This is a genomic window from Phenylobacterium sp. (assembly GCF_030698145.1).
Lineage (GTDB): Bacteria > Pseudomonadota > Alphaproteobacteria > Caulobacterales > Caulobacteraceae > Phenylobacterium.
In genome coordinates, this window is the sequence record NZ_JAUYNW010000048.1 from 22,933 (window position 1) to 40,873 (window position 17,941).

Genomic DNA, 17,941 nt, shown 5'->3' on the forward strand with positions numbered 1-17,941 from the left:
GGCGCCCCGCATGACCCCGCAACGGTTCGAAAGTCTCGCCGACGCTCACGGCGGCGACGTCGCACGCTGGCCGGCCGCCGAGCGTGAGGCCGCCGCGGCCCTGATGATCGCGCAGCCCGATGTCGCCCGGAAGGCCTTGGCCCGCGCCGCGGCGCTGGACGCGGCGCTGGACGCCTGGCCGCCGATGGCCGTGACCCACCACCTGCGCGAACGGGTGATCGCCGCGGCGCCCGCCGCTCGCAGTCGTGGGCGCCTGGCGGCCTGGTTCTGGGGGGCAGGCCTCGGGGCCGGCCTCGCGGCGGCCAGCGCCGCGGGCCTGGCCGTCGGGGTGACGCTCTATGACGTGTCCCAGCCGGACGAGACGGTGAGCGCGGCGTTTGCCGGTTATGACGACCTCTCGGCCGACGTGACGGGGGAGGGCGCCTGATGAGCCGCAGGACGCTCGCCATCATCCTGTTCGTCTCCCTGGCGATGAACGTCTTCCTGATCGGCGCCGTGGTCGGCGGCCTGGTGGTGGGACAGAGGTTCCGTCACGAGCGTCCAGCCATGGCCCGAAGCGGGCCGCCGCTGTGGGCCGCGGCCAACCAATTGGCGCCCGAGCAGCGGCGCGCCTACCGCCAGCTGCTGCGCGGCGAGGCCGGCGAGGTGCGCGACGGGATGCGCTCGGTCCACGAGGCGCGCACGCAGGCCTGGCGCGGGCTGGCCGCTGAACCCTTCGATCCCGCCGCCGCCAAGCGCGACCTGAACGCCGCGCGGCTGCGCGAGACCCAGATCCGGGCCGGCGTCGATGGACGCATCGTCGATTTCGCCGCGAAGCTTCCGCCGTCCGATCGCGCCGCCCTGGCCGAAGGCTTGGCCCAGTCCCATCCGGCGCAGGGCCAGGGTCGGCGGATGCAGGAGCATCGGCGCGAAATGCCGGAGCGGCCCTAGGCCGCGACGATCCCCGCGGCGCTGGCGGCCACCAGGCGCGCCTGCCGGATCGGCAGGGAGAAGCTGACCTCGGTGCCGTCCCCGGGCGAGCTCTGCAGTTCGAGCGCCCCGCCGTGCATCTCGACCAGCGACTTGGTCAGGGCCAGACCCAGGCCCGTGCCCTGGGTGGTCTTGGAGTGCTGGTTCTCGACCTGCTCGAAGGGCTGGGCGAGGCGGGCGAGGTCGTCCTGCGCGATGCCGATGCCGGTGTCCTGGACGGTGACCCGGATACGTTCGCCGAAGGGATCCATCCGGCCCTCCGCGCGGATGGTCACCCGGCCGCCGCGCGGGGTGAACTTGATGGCGTTGGACAGCAGGTTGAGCAGCACCTGCTTGACCGCGCGATAGTCGGCCTCGACCTCGGGCAGGTGCGGGGGGAAGGCGATCTCCAGCACCAACCCGGCCGCCTCGGCGCGGTTGCGCACCAGGCGCACGGCGTCCTCGGCCACCTCGTCCAGAGCCAGGGGTTCGAACTTCAGCGTCATCTTGCCGGCCTCGATCTTCGACATGTCGAGGATGTCGTTGATGAGGGCCAGCAGGTGCTGGCCGGACGACAGGATGTCCTGGGCGTAGCCCTTGTAGCGCTGGTCTCCCAAGGCTCCGAACATCTCGGCGACCATGATCTCGGAGAAGCCGTTGATGGCGTTGAGCGGCGTGCGCAGCTCGTGGCTCATATTGGCCAGGAATTCGCTCTTGGCCTTGTTGGCCCCCTCCGCGCGGACCTTTTCCATCTCGTACTTGCGGGCCAGTTCCGACAGCTGTTCCTGGCTGCGCTCCAGGCTGACCACCGCCTTCTGAAGTTGTTCTTCGTTGAGGCGGCGGGCCTCTTCCTGGGTCTTGATGGCGGTGATGTCGGAGGCGGTCATGACCAGGCCGCCCTCCGCCGTCCGGCGCTCCGAGATTTGTATCCAGCGGCCGTCGTTCAACTCGGCCTCGCGCACGTCCTCGCGACCGTCGGGGGAGGCGACCTCCTGGCGGATGGCGAGTTGGGCGATACGGCTCACCTGGTCGCGCAGAGCGCCCGGCTTCAGCAGGCGCGGTTCGATGGAGAAGAAGTTCCGGTAGTTCTGGTTGCACAGCAATAGCCGTCCCTGGCGGTCCCAGAGGACGAAGGCCTCGGACACGCTCTCGATGGCGTCGCGCAGGCGGTTCTCCGCGGCCTGGGCGCGGGCCTGGGCGATCCGCTCCTCGGTGACGTCCAGGGCCACCCCGATGATCCGGGAATAGCCGTCCTTGTCGGCCTCGCCGAAGGCCTGACCCCGCGCGTCGATCCAGATCGGCCGCCCGCCCTGGGTGGAAGGCACCCGGAACGACACGTCGAAGCCGCCATAGACGGCGGCTGTGGCGAGCGCCTGGCGGACTCGTTCGCGATGGTCGGGCGAGACCCGGTCCAGCACCTCCTGGCCCGGGACAATGCCGCCCCCGCCCCAGCCGAAGATGGCCCCGGTGACTTCGGACATGAACATCTGGTCGGTGGAGAGGTCCCATTCCCAGATGCCGCAGCGGGCGGCCTCGACGGCCAGTCTGAAGCGCTGCTCGGAATCGACGAAAGCCTGCTGGGCGTTCTCGACCTTGCGGCTCTGCTGCAGCAACAGCAGGCCGAGCAGGAAGGCCACGCCGAGCGGCGCCATCAGCCAGGCGAGCTGTTCGGCGGTGGTGCGCCGTTCCGAGGGGCCGGAGGGCGCCGAGGTCACCGCCAGCAGTCCGCCGCCCAGGGCGCGACGCGCGGCGAGGTCCAGGGGCGCGCCGTCGGGCCTCTGGGCTCGCGTGAGGCCGCCGCCGGGGGTCAGCTCGCTGGGCGCCAGGGCGAAGGCTTCGTTCAGATCGCGGGCCTGGGCGAGGCCCGCGGGGCCGGTCGAGGCCACGATGCGTCCCTGCGGCGTCGCCAGGGCCTGGGCCGGCTCGGCGCTCAGCAGGCCGGTCAGGCGGGCGGGGTCGCCGACCACCACGATCCACCGGCGTCCTTTGCCGGTCATGACCGGCGTGGCGACGGCCAGCCGGGGCGCGGCCTGGTCGGTGGCGCCGGCCCAGACCTCGCGTCCCGACTTCTCCGCGGCGGAGGCGAGCGCGCGCCAGTCGACGTTGCCCGCGGCGCCGGCGATGGCGATCACCTCCTGCTCGCCGACGATCCCGACAGCGGCTGCCGCCCCGCCCGCCGCGACCAACCCCACCTCGGCTGCGTCGAGCGGCGGCGGCGCGTAGCGCCGCAGGGCCTCACGCGTCGCCAGCAGTCCGCCGCGCAGCGCCATGCCTTCGGCGTCGACCCGGGAAGCCAGGGCCTCCGCGCGACCGGCCAAGGCGGCGTTGACCACTGTGGCCGCCTGGGGTTCGCGGGTGATGCGGGCCACGGCGAGGGCCGTGTAGACGGCCAGCATCAGGAGGGTGGCGAGGATGGCGATGCGGATAAAGCTCTGCCCAGGCGGCGGGCGCACGCCAGGCGTGCTTTCGCCCGCCTTCCGGCGCGGCTTGGACTCAGCCGCGTCTTCGCCCCCGCGCCTGGCCAACGCCCGTCCGCTCCCTGCCGAAAATCCGAGTCGCCCCCGAAAGCCCGAGTCTACGCGGGCGCGGGCGGGGCGTCACGGGAGTCATACGGTCACAGACGAAGGTTTCATCGACCCTAGGTTTTCCGCTGCCGGTCGGTCCGCCGTTCGGGGCCGGTATATTTCGGATCGTCGCGCCGCCGGCGGTCGGGGCCGAAATAGGTGGCGCTGCGGACGAAGGGACGGCCGTGGTCGATCACCCAGGCGATGCGTTTCATCAGATCGGCCGGCGTCACTGGCTTGACGCAGAATTCGTTCACCCCCGCGTCGCGCGCGGCCATGATCCGGTCGCGGTCGGCATGACCGGTCAACAGGATAATCGGTGCGAACTGGTTGGGGCTGTCGGCGTCGTTTCGGAGCCAGCGGGCGAAGGTCACCCCCTCTTCGGCGCCCATCATGTAGTCGAGGATGACGATGTCGGCCGGGGTGGCCCGCATGCGCTGCTTGGCGGCCTCGATGGTCTGCGCGTCGTAGAGCTGGTCGGCCCCGAAGCCACGCAGCATCGCCTTCACCAGATTGATGGCGTGAGCGTTGTCGTCGACGATCAGGAACCGCACCCGGTTCAGCGAGACGGTCATGGGCTGGCTGTCTCCCTTGCTGGCCGGGATTGCGGCGAAGCCCCGGAATTAACGACAAGAATCACTCGACGGCAACCGGTGGTCCGCTCTGTCTGATAGGTGACTCGCCTAGTCAGCAAGCGCCTTGGTCGCGAGTTCGTAGACGTTCTTCGACAGACCTTCGGTCGCTGCAATCCTGGCGAGTTCTCGCCTCATGAGGGCGCCCAACTCTGGCCTGTAGCGCCGCCAGCCGCCAAGAGGGTCCACAAGCCGCGCCGCGGTCATCGGATTGAAGCCGTCGACGGCCAGGATCTGGTCGGCGAGGAAGCGGTATCCCGCGCCGCTTTCGTCATGGAACCGCGCCGGATTGAAGTTGGCGAAGGTCGAGACCAGGGCCCGTAACCGGTTGGGGTTCTTCTCGTCGAAGGCCGGATGGGCGGTCAGGCCCAGCACCCGGCCGAGCGCGCTCTCGTCGGGATCGCGCGCCTGCAGGGCGAACCACTTGTCGACGACCAGTGGCTCAGTCTTCCAGCGTTCGAAGAAGTCGGCCAGGGCCGCCTCATAGGCCTCGCCGCCGATCAGCATCAGGGCCGAGAGGCCGCCGATGGCGTCGGTCATGTTGGCGGCGGCGCGGTAGTGGCCGTCTGCCAGCTCGGCGACTTCCGAACGCGGATTGGCGGCTAGCAGGTCGAGGGCGGCGTTGCGCAGGGCGCGGCGGCCGGCGCTGGCCGCGTCGGGCGAGAACTCGCCAAGTTCCTGCAGGCCGATATGCAGCCGCTTCAGGTCCTCGGCCAGATGCACCGAGAGCCGCTGGCGCAGGGCGTCGCGGGCCGCGTGGATGGCCGCGGGATCCGAGGGCTGGAGCGCCAGAGCCAGGTCCGACTCGCTGGGCATGGCTAGCATCAGGGCCTTGAGGGCCGGATCGGCGGCCTGGTCGTCAAGGGCCCGGCCCAGGGCGTGGGCGAAGCGTTCCTCGCCAACCTCGTCGGCCGCGCCGGTGGCGCGCGCCACGATCAGGGCGCGGGCTAGGTCCTGGCCGGCCTCCCAGCGATTGAACAGGTCGGGATCGGCGGCGAGCTGGACGTAGCGGTCCTTGGGCTCGGCGTCGGTGGTCAGGGTGACCGGCGCGGAGAACCCGCGCAGGGCCGAGACCACGGGCGCGGAGTCGACGCCGGTCAGGGTGACCTTGGTCCGGGCGTTGTCTAGCACGACCACGGTCTCGTCCATCGCCGCGCCGTCGCGTTCGAAGGCCAGGGTCCGCCCCTCGGCGTCCAGCAGGCCGACTGTCACGGGGGTGGGCAGGGGGCGCTTGTCCGGCTGGCCCGGGGTCGCGGCGATCTCCTGGGAGATCTCGAGCTCAAGGGTGCGAGCCGCTGCGTCATAGCTGTGCTTGAGGTCGACCTTGGGCGTACCGGCCTGTTCGTACCAGGCGAAGAAGGCCGTCAGGTCGCGGCCGCTCACCTCGGCGAAGCACTTGATGAATTCCTCGACCGTGGTGGCGTGACCGTCCCAGCGCTCGAAATAGAGATCCATGCCCTGCCGGAACGCCTCGGCGCCGATGAGGGTCTTGAGCATGCGGATGACCTCCGCGCCCTTCTCGTAGATCGTGGCGGTGTAGAAGTTGTCGATCTTGAGATAGCTGGACGGGCGCACCGGGTGGGCCAGCGGGCCCTGGTCCTCGGGGAATTGGCGCGCGCGCAGGGCCTTCACGTCTTTGATCCGTTGGACCGCCGCCCCGCGCATGTCGGCCGAGAAGCTCTGGTCGCGGAAGACCGTCAGCCCTTCCTTGAGGCAGAGCTGGAACCAGTCGCGGCAGGTGATCCGGTCGCCGGTCCAGTTATGGAAATACTCGTGAGCCACGACGCTCTCGATGCGCTCGTAGTCCATGTCCGTGGCGGTGGCCGGCTCGGCCAGAAGGAGCGAGGAGTTGAAGATGTTCAGCCCCTTGTTCTCCATCGCCCCGAAATTGAAGTCGCGGACCGCGACGATCATGAACAGGTCGAGGTCGTACTCGCGGCCGAAGGCCTCCTCGTCCCACGTCATCGAGCGCTTCAGCGCGTCCATGGCGTAGGCGGCGCGAGGCGCCATGCCGGTGTCGACGAAGATGCGCAGGTCCACCGTGCGCCCGCTCATGGTGACGAGCTTGTCCTCCAGCACGTCCAGTTCGCCGGCCACCAGGGCGAAGAGGTAGCAGGGCTTGGGGAAGGGGTCGTTCCAGACGGCGAAGTGGCGGCCGTCCGGCAGAGCGCCGGCCTCCATCAGGTTGCCGTTGGAGAGCAGGTGGCGGAACGCCTTGTCGGCCTCGATCCGCACGGTGAAGCGCGACAGCACGTCGGGGCGGTCTGGATACCAGGTGATCTTGCGGAAGCCCTCGGCCTCACACTGGGTGCAGAACCGACCGCCGGACATGTAGAGGCCTTCCAGGGCCTTGTTGCCCTCCGGGTCGATCTCGACCTCGGTCTCCAGCACGAAGGCGTCGGGAACGTCCGGGACGGTCAGGAACTCGGCGCTGATGCTGCGTTCGCCCTCGCCCAGCAACCTGCCGTCGATCGCGACCGAGACGGGCTTCAAGCGCTCGCCGTTGAGCACCAGGGGATCGGCGTGTTCGCCGTTGCGGCGGACGCTGAGCCTGGCCTTTACGCGGGTGGTGGCGGCCGCCAGATCGAAGTCCAGGCGGACCTCCTCGATCAGGAAGGCGGGCGGACGGTACTCGGAGAGCCGGATCGGCTGAGGGGTCTCGGTGCGCATCCGAAGGATGTAGGCGATCTGGCCGCTCAGGGCGAGACCGAGCGACGCGTGCGCGATGTTCAAACAGGCGTTTGAGATGCGTCAAGGCCCGGCCGCGGGCCCTGCGCGATGCCGAGCCGCAAGCGCGGCTGCACCGCGCTGAACTAGGGGATTGAAGATGAAAGCCAAGACCTGCGCGCTCGCCCTGGGCGCCGCGCTGACGCTCGTCACGGGCGCGCAAGCACAGGACTTCCAGCCCAAGGCGAAGGGCCAAGTCATTCTGAATACTCGCGTTACCAGCATTTCGTCCGACGCCGACGACGCCATCGTGACCGCCGCGGGCGGAGCCACTGGCCTGCATGTCGATGTCGAGGATGACGTCATGCCGACCGTGGGCATCCACTACTTCCTCACCGACAACGTCGCCGTTGAGCTTGTTCTGGGTACGACCCAGCACACGATCCGCGCGCAGGGGCCCGCGACCGATGTGGTGGTCCACAAGACCTGGGTCCTGCCGCCCATCGCCACGGTGCAATATCACTTCACGCCCGCGGCCCGGGTGAGCCCCTATGTCGGGGCAGGCCTGAACTACATGCTGTTCTACAACGGCGACGACCAGAACGGCTTCTCGGTGAAGCTGGACGATGGTGTCGGCTACGCCTTGCAGGCTGGCGTGGACGTGGCGGTTCAAGGCGCTTGGAGCGCCAACCTTGACGTCAAAAAGGTGTTCTTCGAGACCGACGCCGAGATCAACGGCGGCGCGCTGAAGTCCAAGGTCAAGCTGGACCCCTGGGTGATCTCGGCCGGTCTCGGCTACAGGTTCTAGGACGCTACTCGGCGGCGTGGGCGGTCGCGTCTGGCGACGCACCGTCCACAGCCGCCGGGATTTCCAGCAGATGGCGTTCCAGCTTCAGGATATCGTCAGCCACCTGGTGAAGTTCGGGCGGGGCGTCGCCGTGGCTCTCCTCGACCAGTTTCACCACGTGGCGCGCGAGGCTCAGCAGTCGGGGCGCGTTGGCGATCAACCGGGCCTGGAACTCGATCCTGTGCGGGTCGCGGTCGTATTCCGCGCCAGGCACCCGCCAGCCGCCCCAGTCGTTGGGGTCGGTGACCACTACCGGGTAGGTGCCGGGGAAGGGGTGGCCGCGGGTCTCCTGTTCGGTCTGCCACTTGTTCTTGGCGCGCAGCAGCCTCCAGCGCGTCCCATCCTCGGTCAGCGCCTCGCGGTCGCTATCCTGCTCGGGCTGCAGTTCGTGGGCCGCGAACTCGCGGCCGAGGCCCACGTCGTAGGTGACCTTGACCGGCTCATCGAAACCCTTGGCCCAGATCGGCACGATCTTCTCGATCACCGCCCAGGCGCCGACGCTCTCGACCCAGACCTTCTGGTTACGCTGGTATATCGCCTTGGCCATGGTCGGCGTCCCTGTCAGCCTGTCACAGCGGGCCATAAGACCCTGAAATTCTTGACGCGAGGTCAATCTTTCCAAGGCGCGCAGGGGGCGTATGTTGCCCGCAAGCGAATTCAGACGCCGCCCGCGAAGGGCGGGGATGGGCGGAAATGAATTTCGATTTCTCCGACGACCAGAAGTTCCTCAAGGACGAGGCGCGCAAGTTCCTGGCGGCCAATTGCGGGACCGAGCGGGTGCGCAAGACCCTCGACGACGACGGCCGGGCCTATGACGAGGCGCTGTGGAAATCGGTAGCCGAGCAGGGCTGGCTGGGCGCGGCGATCCCGGAGGAATTCGGCGGCCTGGGCCTGGGTCACCTGGAGCTCTGCGTGATCGCCGAGGAACTGGGCCGCGTGGTCGCCCCGATCCCGTTCGCCTCGACCGTCTACTTCCTGGCCGAGGCGATCCTGCTGGCCGGAAATGACGAACAGAAGGCCTATCTGCTGCCCAAGATCGCCGGTGGCGAGATCATCGGCGCGATCGCCACGAGCGAGGGGCCGGGCGTCGTGACGGCGGCCAGCCTCAAAGCCACCGTGACCGACGGCAAGCTCACAGGGGTGAAGGTCCCGGTCACCGACGGCGACATCGCCAATGTCGCCCTGGTCCTGGCCAAGGAGAACGGCAAGCCCGGCCTGTTCCTGGTGGACCTGACCGACGCCTCGGTGACGCGCGAGAGCCTGAAGACCCTCGACCCGACCCGCGACGCCGCCAGGCTTACCTTCAAGGACGCGCCAGCCCGCCGCGTGGGCAATGCGGGCGAAGGCGTCGAGTTGGTCGAGCAGATCTTCGACCGGGCCGCGGTGCTGCTGTCCTTCGAACAGTGCGGCGGCGCCGACCGCTGCCTGGAGATGGCCAAGGAATACGCGCTTGAGCGCTACGCCTTCGGCCGCGTGATCGCCTCCTACCAGGCCATCAAGCACAAGCTTGCCGACATGTACGTCAAGAACGAGCTGGCCCGCTCCAACGCCTATTACGGAGCCTGGGCGCTCAACACCAATGCGCCCGAACTGCCGGTGGCCGCCAGCGCCGCGCGCATCGCGGCCTCGGAAGCCTTCTGGTTCGGCTCCAAGGAGAATATCCAGACCCACGGCGGCATCGGCTTCACCTGGGAGATGGACTGCCACCTCTATTACCGGCGTTCGCGCCAACTCAGCCTCGTGGCCGGCGCGCCGCGGGTCTGGAAGGAGCGCCTCGTCAGCCACCTCGAACGTCGCAACGCGGCCGCCTAAGGGACATCGGAACATGGACTTCAACGACACCCCCGAAGAAGCCGCCTACCGCGCCCAGGTCCGCGCCTGGCTCGAGGCCAACGCCCCCAAGCAGCACGTGAGCGCCGATCCCGAGGGCGGCGACTCCATGTCCGCCTCCAAGGCCTGGCAGGCCCAAAAGGCCGCAGCCGGCTACGCCTGCATCACCTGGCCCAAGGAATGGGGCGGCCAGGGCGGCAACCCGCTGCAGAACGTGATCTTCGGTCAGGAGGAGTCGAAATATCCGATCCCGCCGAACCCGTTCCAGATCGGACTCGGCATGTGCGTGCCCACGCTGATGAACTTCGCCGACCAGGACACCAAGGATCGCTTCTCTGGTCCCGCCATCCGCGGCGAGGAGATCTGGTGCCAGCTGTTCTCCGAACCCTCGGGCGGCTCGGACGTGGCCGCGGCGCGGACCAAGGCGGTAAAGGCCGACGACGGCTCCGGCGACTGGCTCATCTCGGGCCAAAAGGTGTGGACGACGGGCGCCCAGTTCTCCGACTACGGCATCGTGGTCGTCAGGACCGATCCGGACGCGCCCAAGCACAAGGGCCTGACCATGTTCTGGATCGACATGAAGGACCCGGGGATCGAGGTGAAGCCGATCCACCAGATGTCGGGCGGCTCGGGGTTCAACGAGGTGTTCTTCACCGACGTGCGGGTCAAGGACAGCCAGCGGCTGGGCGCGGTGGGCGAGGGCTGGAAGGTCAGCCTGGTCACCCTGATGAACGAGCGGCTGGCGGTCGGCGGGGCCACCGGGGCTGGCTGGTCGCAGTTCCTGGAGACCGCGCGCGAGACTCCGGGGCTCGACGGGCAGTCGGCGTTGAAGGACCAGGCCCTGCGCGAGAAACTGGCCGACTGGTATGTCCAGGCCGAGGGCCTGAAGCACACCCGCAACCGGACCATGACGGCGCTGTCGCGCGGTCAGACGCCCGGGCCGGAGAGCTCGATCGGCAAGATCATCTCGGCGGTGCAGATGCAGGAGCTGGGCAATTCCGCGGTGGAGATGCTGGATCAGTACGGGATCATCAATGACCCGGACCTGGCCCCGCTGCACGGCGGCTTCCAATCCTCGGTGATGTTCGCGCCGGGCCTGCGAATCGCCGGCGGCACCGACGAGATTCTGCGCAACATCATCGCCGAGCGCGTGCTTGGTCTGCCCGGCGACATCAGAGTCGACAAGGACATCCCATTCAAGGACATGCCGACCGGGCGCTAGGCGCGTCTAGGCCCTCAGCGCCATCGGGGCGTCGGCCGAGCGGCCGACGACCAACTCGCCATAGATCCTGGTCAGGCCCTCGAAGGTGTTGTCCCAACTGTGGCGCTGCTCGGCGCGGCGGCGGGCGGCGGCCTTGATGGGGCCGAGATCGCGGGAGAATAGGGCCTCGATCGCCTCGGCCATGCCGGCCGGATCGACGCTGCGGGCCTGCTGGCCGACGCTCTCGTCGATCAGTTCGGCGATCCCGCCGCGCGAAGGCCCGACCACGGGCAGGCCGGCGGCCAGGGCCTCCAGCACCACGAGGCCGAACGGCTCGTTCTCATTGGCGTGGACCAGGGCGTCGCAACTGGCGATGACTCCGGCCAGAGCCGCCGGATCGCGTTCGTAGTCGAGCGGGATCACCCTCGGCGAATAGTGGGTGTCTTTGCCGGCTCCGATCAGCAGCAGGTGATAGGGCTCGCCCAGACGTTCCACCGCGCAGATCAGGCTCTCGATGTTCTTCTCCCGCGCGGGGCGGCCGGCGAAGACCAGCAGCCGGGCGTCGGCCTTCAGGCCTAGCCGCTTCAGCAGCTTGGCGCGGTCGGCGCGGGCCGGATGGAAGAGGTCGGTGTCGACGCCCAGGAGCTGGACGCTGACCTTTTCGACCCCAGCCTCGGCAAGGCGCGCGGCGATGTGGCGGCTGGGGGCCACGACCCGATCGAAGCGCTGATAGGTCGCCGCCCAGCGCTTCATGGCCGGCGCCTCGGCCCAGTCGCCGAAATGGATCGCCGCCAGCGCCGCAGCGTCGGTGTGGCAGAAGCCGACCACCGGTACGTTCAGCGCCTCACCGGCTTCGAGCGCCGCGTGACCCGGCACGAAAATGTCGCCAGCCTCGATGATGTCCGGCTCCAGCATCCGGATCACCGTTTCCCATTTCGCCATGGAGGCGGGCATCCGATAGCCATCGCCGAACGGCAGGCGGGCGGCGGCCACGGTCACGATGCCGTGGGCCTCGAGCCCCGTCGTGGCGCCCGGCACCACCAGGGTGTGGCCGATGTCCGGCCGTCGCTTGGCCAGCCAGGCCCGCTTCTGGTGGAGGTAGCGCTTCACCCCGCCTGAGCGGGGGGCGTACATCATGGTCGTGTCGATCAGGTGGAACCCGACACGGCCGGGAGCGCCGAAATAGGGCGCGTCGGCCGGGTTCAAGCGGATCAGGTTCTCGGTGTGGGAATCGGTGACGTCAAACACCCGCGCCCTCTTTCTGCACTGTGTTGATCAATGCAACGAACGACGGGGTCGATTGGTTCGGCCTCGCCGTTCCTGCCGGCAAAATATCAGATCGCGCGAGTCTGTTCGCTGATTTCTTCGAGAGTCTGGCCCGCCGTCGAATCTTTCACCCGTCCGGCGATGTCGCCAAGGGCGAGGATGCCCACCAGGCGGTTGGTTTCGCGGTTCAGCACCGGTAGGCGACGGATCTGGGAGCTGGCCATGCGGCCGGCCGCTTCCTTGGCGTCGTCGTCATCGAACACGCACTCGACCTCGGCGGTCATGATGTCCGAGATCGGGCCTTCGAAGCTGCGGCCCTCGGCCACGGCGCGGATGGCGATGTCGCGGTCGGTGACCATCCCATAGACCCGCTCGCCGTCGCAGACCGGCAGGGAGCCTGCGTCGATCTCCTTCATCCGCAGGGCCACCGATTGGATGGAGTCCTGGGGGCGCGCGATCTGCACGTCGCGGGACATGATGTCGCTGACTTTCATCGAAGTGCTCCTGGAGGGGTTCGAGCCTCAACCGGGGAAGCCGAGCTTTGGTTGCCGACCTTCCTATCACCCCTTCGTCATCCCGGCGGGGAGGGAGCCCACCAGCCTTGCGGGTTCACCTCCTCTCCCCCGAAGGGCGGGTGGAGAGGAGGTGATGACCGAGCCTCGGAGCCAAGGGCAAGACTCTATTCGTTCACCGACCGGGCGGTGTCGGCGTTGCGGACGAGCTGGACGAACTCCGCGCGCAGGCCGAACGGATCCTCGCCGCGCGCACCCTGGGCGAGCGCCGCCACCTGCGGCCAGCCGAAGCGGTCCTCGAGCCGGGGATCGCCGCGCAGCTTCTGGCCGAAACCGGCCACCGCCAGCGCCCACCGGGCCGGTTCCGGCGCCGCGTCGATCCGGTCATAGACGTCGCGCGCACCGATCGGCCGTTCCATGAGGTGCGAGGTCCGGCCGCCCGGCAGCTTGTAGCGCACCTTGAGGAAGGCGATCTCGCGCCCCTCGGACGGCCGGGGCGGGGTCCGCGCGCCGTAGCGCAGGGGATCGCTGGAGGGCGCCGCGCCCGTCGGCGTGATCTCGTAAAGCGCGGTGACCGAGGCGCCGGCCCCGACCTCGCCTGCGTCGACCCGGTCGTTGTTGAAATCCTCGCGGGCCAGCATTCGGGTCTCGTAGCCGATCAGCCGGTATTCGCTGACCACGGCGGGGTTGAACTCCACCTGGATCTTCACGTCATCGGCGATGGGGAACAGCGAGGCCGTGAAGTCGTCCCGGAACAGTTTTCGGGCCTCGTTCAAGGTGTCGACATAGGCCGCCGTCCCGTTGCCGTTCTGGGCCAGGGTCTGCATCATCACATCGTTGTAGTTGCCTCGCCCATAGCCGTAGACCGAGAGGTAGACCCCGGTCTTGCGCTGCTCGGCCACGAAGTCCTTCAGCTTGGCGGGATCGGCCACGCCGACATTGAAATCGCCGTCGGTGACCAGGATCACCCGGTTGACCGCCTCGGGATCGAAGTTCTGCCTGGCCAGGCCGTAGGCCAGGGCCAGGCCCGCGCCTCCGGCGGTCGAGCCGCCGGAATGCAGGGCCTCCAGGGCGCAGCGCATCTTCAGCTTCTGGCGTCCGCCAGTAGGGGCCAGCACCGCCCCGGCCGAGCCCGCATAGGCCACCATCGCCACCCGGTCCTGGGGCCGAAGCTGGTCGATCAGCAGGTTGAGGCTCTTGCGGGCCAGCGGCAGGCGATCCTCGGGGTTCATCGAGCCCGAGGTGTCGATCAGGAAGACGAGGTTCAGCGGCGGCTGGGCGGCGCGAGGGGCGTCATACCCCTGCAGTCCCACATGCAGCACCTGGCGCTGGGCCGACCAGGGCGATGGCGTGACCGCCACGAAGGGCCGGAACGGGGCGGCGCGATCGGCGGGGGCCGGATAGCCGTAGTCGAAATAGTTCACCAGCTCCTCGACCCGGACGGCGTCGACGGGCGGCCGGCGGCCGTCGGTCAGGAAACGCCGGACGTTAGAATAGGCCGCGGTGTCCACATCGACCGAGAAGGTGGAGACCGGCTCGTCGACCACCTGCTTGATCGGATTGGCCTGGGCGGCGGGATAGCGCTCGGTGTCCACGCGCGGACGTGTGGGATATGGCGCGGGGGCGTACTTCGCCGCGTCCGCCGCCGAGGCCGAGGAGCGGGACCGCCCGCCGGTGACCACCATTTCCTCGATCCGCGACTCCACCGGCGGGACAGCGAGCATCGTCGTGTTGGGCGGCCGGGGCCGGATGGCGCGCGGCGGCGGAGGTGGCGGCATTGGTCTCCCAATCTGCGGCGGCCCCCGATAACTGTCGCGCTCCTCCGCGACACTGGAAAAGCCGAGAGTCTCGCAGGCGCCGGGCGTGGGCGCCCCGTCGCGATAGGCCGGCTGGGCGGTCGGCGCGGTGGGGGACGAGGCGGCGATCAGCGCCGCCAAGGCGACGAGGGATACGCTACGGACCGTCTTCGAACCGGACATGGTCTGCTCCTGCCTTCGCCCCTCAAGGTGCAGCTTGGCGCGGCGTGTGAGGCGGAATGTAGACCCGGCGGCGGCGGGAGGAGGGTGTATCCGGGAGATTCAACTCAAAGCCGGCCATTGCCGCGTGACTCAACTATGCGTACCCTTTGGTTGTGGTCGGGCGTCAGACAACTCGTCCGGAGGCCTGGGGGAGTACGGCGCGTCGTCATGAACAGTCGGATCGACTCGGCAAGGTTCAGCGACGGCGACTTCCTCTCGGGCGGCGGGGAGATGGCGGACCTCATCCGCTCCACCGATTGGTCGCTGTCGCCGCTTGGCCCCATAGACGACTGGCCCCAGAGCCTGCGCACGACGGTGAGCCTGTGCCTGGCCTCGAACTTCCCGATCAACATCATCTGGGGGCCGCAGTTCAACCAGATCTACAACGACGGCTATCGCGTGATGTGCGGCGCTGCGCACCCCCGCTCGCTGGGTGAGCCTTACAACGTGACCTGGGCCTCGGCCTGGCCGGCCATCGGCGAGCCGTTCCATCGCGCGCGCGCGGGCGAGACCTCGTTCCTCGACAACCAGCGCATGTTCCTGTTCCGCAACGGCTATCTGGAGGAGGCCTTCTTTACATTCTCGTTGAGCCCGATCCGCGATGAGAGCGGCGGCGTGGGCGGCGTCTTCCTTCCGGTCGTCGAGACCACCGCGAGCACCTTGTCGGAACGCCGAACGCGGCTGTTGCGCGACCTCAATGCGCGGCTGGCCGAGGCGCGGACGACCCGGGAAGTCTATGCCAGGGCCATCGAGACCTTCACCGGGTGTGAGTTCGATCTGCCGTTCGTGCTGCTCTATGATCTGGAGCCCGACACCGAGACCTATCGCCTGGCTGGGCATATCGGGCTGGAAGCACATACGGCCGGCGCGCCGCTCGAACTCACCCTCAACTCCAGCTCGCCCTGGCCGGTGAAGGCGCTGTGCGACGTGCGCGACGCGGTCCAGGTCGAGGATGTGCCGGCCCGCCTGGCCGGCGCGCCCGGCAGCTCCTACGAGGAGCCGCCGAACACCGCGCTCGCCTTCCCAATCATCACGGCCGGTGCGCGGCTGCCGACCGCCCTGCTGATCATGGCCGCGAGTCCGCGCTTGCCGCTGGACGAGGCCTATCGCGGTTTCTTCAGCCTGCTGGCGGCGGCGGTGACCGCGGGCCTGGCCAACGCCAGGACGTTCGAGGAGGAACGCCGGCGCGCGGAGATGCTGACCGCCCTGGACCGGGCCAAGACGGCGTTCTTCTCCAATGTCAGTCACGAGTTCCGAACGCCGCTCACCCTGATGCTGGGGCCGATCGAGGACGCCCTGGATGAGGCCGCCGGCCTGCCGGGCGCGCAGCGCGAGCGCCTGGAGGTGGCGCATCGCAACGCCCTTCGCCTGCTGAAACTGGTCAATTCGCTGCTCGACTTCTCCCGCATCGAGGCCGGGCGGGCCCAGGCGTCCTTCGAATCGACCGACCTCGCCACGCTCACGGCCGAGCTCGCCAGCACCTTCCGCTCCGCCTGCGAGCGGGCGGGCCTGACCCTCGTCGTGGACTGCGAGGCGCTTTCCGAGCCGGTCTTCGTGGACCGGGACATGTGGGAGAAGGTGGTCCTCAACCTGATCTCCAACGCCTTCAAGTTCACGCTGGAAGGCGAAATCGCCGTGACGCTGAACGCGGTGGCTGGATGGGTCGAGTTGATCGTCCGCGACACCGGCCTGGGCATCGCCGAGGCCGAGTTGCCGCGCGTGTTCGAACGCTTCCACCGGATCGAGGGCCAGAAGGGCCGAACCCACGAAGGCACCGGTATCGGCCTGGCCCTAGTCGAGGAACTGGTGAAGTTACATGGCGGGGAGGTCGCGGTCCGCAGCCGGCTGGGCGAGGGGGCGGCGTTTCACGTGACGATCCCGCTCGGAACCGATCACCTGCCGCCTGAGCGCCTCGCCGCCGAACCGAGGCTGGATCCGACGGCCATCCATGCCGACGCCTATGTCGCTGAAGCGATGCGCTGGCTCCCGGACGACGATCAGCCTAGCGCCGCGGGTCCGGTCGAAGGCCGGCCGCGCATCGTGCTCGCCGACGACAACGCCGACATGCGCGGATACGTCAAGCGGCTGCTCGAGGAGGGCGGCTACCAAGTCGAGGCGGTTGAGAACGGCCGCGCGGCGCTGGAGGCCGTGCGGCGCGGACCGCCTCCCGACCTGGTGTTGAGCGACGTGATGATGCCCGACCTGGACGGGTTCGGCCTGCTGGCCGCGTTGCGGTCTGACCCGGGTCTCGATGGCCTGTTGGTCATCCTGCTTTCGGCGCGCGCGGGCGAAGAAGCGCGGGTCGAGGGACTGGCGGCGGGCGCCGATGACTACCTCGTCAAGCCGTTCAGCGCCCGGGAGTTGCGCGCCCGCGTAGACGCGGCGGTTAAGCTGGCCCGGCAGAGGCGCGAGGCGGCCGGGCGCGAGCAGGACCTACGAGCCCAAATCGCCGTAGAGCAGGGTAGGGCCGCCCTGCGCCAGACCCAGGACCAGCTGGAATTCGCGCTCCAGGCGGGACGCCTGGGAAGCTGGGAGCTCGACCTCGCGTCAAGACGGTTCGTCTCGTCTGCCCATTCCCGCGCGAACTTCGGACTCGGTCCCAACGATCCGTTCGAACGCTATGAAGACGTCGTCGCTCGCGTCCACCCGGACGACCGCGACCAGCGCCAGGCGGCGATCGACCGGGCGATCTCGACGGGCGAAGACCTGGAGGTCGAATACCGGACACTCAAGCCCGACGGGCAGGTCGGCTGGATACTCGCGCGCGGCCGGGCGGCCTTCGAGGACGGGCGCGCCGTCCGCCTGGCCGGCATCTCCCTCGACATCACCGCCCGCAAGGCCGCCGAGGAGCACCAGCGCCTTCTCGTCGACGAGCTCAACCACCGGGTGAAGAACACCCTGGCCAGCGTGCAGTCGATCGCCATGCAGACCCTGCGGCATGTGGAACATCCCGCCGCGTTCAACGAGGCCTTCATCGAGCGCATCCATGCCCTCGCGCGGGCCCATGAGCTGCTGTCCGAGGCGTCCTGGGAGGGCGCGTCCCTCGCCGAGGTCATCGAGCGCACCCTTCAAATCCATGTTCCGGGCGATGGCAGGTTGCGCGTCGGCCTGTCGGGACCTCCGGTCCGGCTTGGGCCCAACGCCGCTGTCACCCTCAATATGGCGTTCCACGAACTGGCCACGAACGCGACCAAGTATGGCGCCCTGTCGACTCCCGGCGGCCGTGTTGATGTCGACTGGTCGACAGACGCGGGGGGCGAGGCGATCCTTATCGATTGGCGTGAATCCGGGGGGCCGGAGGTCAAGGTTCCCGGCCGGCGCGGATTCGGCTCGCGCTTGATCGAACGCGGCCTGACGCGGGAAATGGGCGGCAAGGCGCTGCTCACCTTCCTGCCCCAAGGTTTGTGGTGTCACATCCGCTTGCCGCTTTCGGCCAAGCTCAGTCTGGCGGCTTGA

13 protein-coding genes are annotated in these 17,941 nt (G+C 68.8%); 6 read left to right on the forward strand and 7 right to left on the reverse strand.

Annotated elements, in window-relative coordinates; all coding sequences use genetic code 11:
• Nucleotides 1–10 precede the first annotated feature (10 nt).
• Both Q8Q77_RS06585 and Q8Q77_RS06590 read left to right on the forward strand, forming a co-directional pair.
• Nucleotides 11–427: a hypothetical protein gene (locus Q8Q77_RS06585; RefSeq protein WP_305582382.1), complete on the forward strand. Its 417-nt coding sequence runs from the start codon at nucleotides 11–13 to the stop codon at nucleotides 425–427.
• Entirely contained in the window at nucleotides 427–930 is a 504-nt protein-coding gene (locus Q8Q77_RS06590) for a periplasmic heavy metal sensor (protein ID WP_305582384.1), read from the forward strand. Before Q8Q77_RS06585 ends, Q8Q77_RS06590 begins: the two co-directional genes overlap by 1 nt.
• Here the strand turns inward: Q8Q77_RS06590 and Q8Q77_RS06595 are convergent.
• The 3 genes from Q8Q77_RS06595 to pepN form a co-directional block, all read right to left on the reverse strand.
• A complete protein-coding gene (locus Q8Q77_RS06595) occupies nucleotides 927–3,473 on the reverse strand; it encodes an ATP-binding protein (protein WP_305582386.1) in 2,547 nt (848 codons plus the stop codon). The genes Q8Q77_RS06590 and Q8Q77_RS06595 overlap by 4 nt on opposite strands.
• A 113-nt stretch (nucleotides 3,474–3,586) precedes the next feature.
• The gene (locus Q8Q77_RS06600) at nucleotides 3,587–4,087 is read right to left on the reverse strand and encodes a response regulator (protein ID WP_305582388.1); all 501 of its coding nucleotides are present in this window, start codon (nucleotides 4,085–4,087) and stop codon (nucleotides 3,587–3,589) included.
• A 108-nt stretch (nucleotides 4,088–4,195) separates the two neighbouring features.
• Nucleotides 4,196–6,814, reverse strand: a complete 2,619-nt coding sequence (gene pepN, locus Q8Q77_RS06605) for an aminopeptidase N (protein WP_305582432.1) — start codon at nucleotides 6,812–6,814, stop codon at nucleotides 4,196–4,198.
• Nucleotides 6,815–6,971: 157 nt separating this feature from the next.
• On the opposite strand from pepN, the gene Q8Q77_RS06610 reads away from it, so the two are divergent.
• Nucleotides 6,972–7,619, forward strand: a complete 648-nt coding sequence (locus Q8Q77_RS06610; protein WP_305582390.1) for an OmpW family protein — start codon at nucleotides 6,972–6,974, stop codon at nucleotides 7,617–7,619.
• A gap of 4 nt (nucleotides 7,620–7,623) precedes the next feature.
• Here Q8Q77_RS06610 and Q8Q77_RS06615 read toward each other — a convergent pair whose 3' ends face one another.
• Nucleotides 7,624–8,205, reverse strand: a complete 582-nt coding sequence (locus Q8Q77_RS06615) for a hypothetical protein (protein ID WP_305582392.1) — start codon at nucleotides 8,203–8,205, stop codon at nucleotides 7,624–7,626.
• 146 nt (nucleotides 8,206–8,351) lie between these two features.
• On the opposite strand from Q8Q77_RS06615, the gene Q8Q77_RS06620 reads away from it, so the two are divergent.
• Both Q8Q77_RS06620 and Q8Q77_RS06625 read left to right on the forward strand, forming a co-directional pair.
• Nucleotides 8,352–9,470 (forward strand): acyl-CoA dehydrogenase family protein, encoded by a 1,119-nt coding sequence (locus Q8Q77_RS06620; RefSeq protein ID WP_305582394.1) that lies wholly within the window; start codon nucleotides 8,352–8,354, stop codon nucleotides 9,468–9,470.
• 13 nt (nucleotides 9,471–9,483) lie between these two features.
• A complete protein-coding gene (locus Q8Q77_RS06625) occupies nucleotides 9,484–10,710 on the forward strand; it encodes an acyl-CoA dehydrogenase family protein (RefSeq protein ID WP_305582396.1) in 1,227 nt (408 codons plus the stop codon).
• Nucleotides 10,711–10,716: 6 nt separating this feature from the next.
• Here Q8Q77_RS06625 and Q8Q77_RS06630 read toward each other — a convergent pair whose 3' ends face one another.
• From Q8Q77_RS06630 to Q8Q77_RS06640, 3 genes are all read right to left on the reverse strand, one after another.
• A complete protein-coding gene (locus Q8Q77_RS06630; protein WP_371130421.1) occupies nucleotides 10,717–11,937 on the reverse strand; it encodes a glycosyltransferase in 1,221 nt (406 codons plus the stop codon).
• A gap of 86 nt (nucleotides 11,938–12,023) precedes the next feature.
• On the reverse strand, nucleotides 12,024–12,449 hold the full coding sequence (locus Q8Q77_RS06635; RefSeq protein WP_305582398.1) for a CBS domain-containing protein: 426 nt from the start codon (nucleotides 12,447–12,449) through the stop codon (nucleotides 12,024–12,026).
• Between the two features lie 185 nt (nucleotides 12,450–12,634).
• Complete coding sequence (locus Q8Q77_RS06640) at nucleotides 12,635–14,446, reverse strand: VWA domain-containing protein (protein ID WP_305582400.1); 1,812 nt, start codon at nucleotides 14,444–14,446, stop codon at nucleotides 12,635–12,637.
• A 207-nt stretch (nucleotides 14,447–14,653) separates the two neighbouring features.
• Between Q8Q77_RS06640 and Q8Q77_RS06645 the strand changes: the two genes are divergently transcribed.
• Complete coding sequence (locus Q8Q77_RS06645) at nucleotides 14,654–17,941, forward strand: ATP-binding protein (protein ID WP_305582401.1); 3,288 nt, start codon at nucleotides 14,654–14,656, stop codon at nucleotides 17,939–17,941.

What these genes read in the sequence shown, in the direction of transcription:
- Q8Q77_RS06620 (WP_305582394.1), top strand. Translation starts at nt 8,352, where the DNA reads ATGAATTTCGATTTCTCCGACGACCAGAAGTTCCTCAAGGACGAGGCG.
- Q8Q77_RS06610 (WP_305582390.1), top strand. Translation starts at nt 6,972, where the DNA reads ATGAAAGCCAAGACCTGCGCGCTCGCCCTGGGCGCCGCGCTGACGCTC.
- Q8Q77_RS06615 (WP_305582392.1), bottom strand. Translation starts at nt 8,205, where the DNA reads ATGGCCAAGGCGATATACCAGCGTAACCAGAAGGTCTGGGTCGAGAGC.
- Q8Q77_RS06640 (WP_305582400.1), bottom strand. Translation starts at nt 14,446, where the DNA reads ATGTCCGGTTCGAAGACGGTCCGTAGCGTATCCCTCGTCGCCTTGGCG.
- Q8Q77_RS06625 (WP_305582396.1), top strand. Translation starts at nt 9,484, where the DNA reads ATGGACTTCAACGACACCCCCGAAGAAGCCGCCTACCGCGCCCAGGTC.
- Q8Q77_RS06645 (WP_305582401.1), top strand. Translation starts at nt 14,654, where the DNA reads ATGAACAGTCGGATCGACTCGGCAAGGTTCAGCGACGGCGACTTCCTC.
- pepN (WP_305582432.1), bottom strand. Translation starts at nt 6,814, where the DNA reads ATGCGCACCGAGACCCCTCAGCCGATCCGGCTCTCCGAGTACCGTCCG.
- Q8Q77_RS06635 (WP_305582398.1), bottom strand. Translation starts at nt 12,449, where the DNA reads ATGAAAGTCAGCGACATCATGTCCCGCGACGTGCAGATCGCGCGCCCC.
- Q8Q77_RS06590 (WP_305582384.1), top strand. Translation starts at nt 427, where the DNA reads ATGAGCCGCAGGACGCTCGCCATCATCCTGTTCGTCTCCCTGGCGATG.
- Q8Q77_RS06585 (WP_305582382.1), top strand. Translation starts at nt 11, where the DNA reads ATGACCCCGCAACGGTTCGAAAGTCTCGCCGACGCTCACGGCGGCGAC.
- Q8Q77_RS06600 (WP_305582388.1), bottom strand. Translation starts at nt 4,087, where the DNA reads ATGACCGTCTCGCTGAACCGGGTGCGGTTCCTGATCGTCGACGACAAC.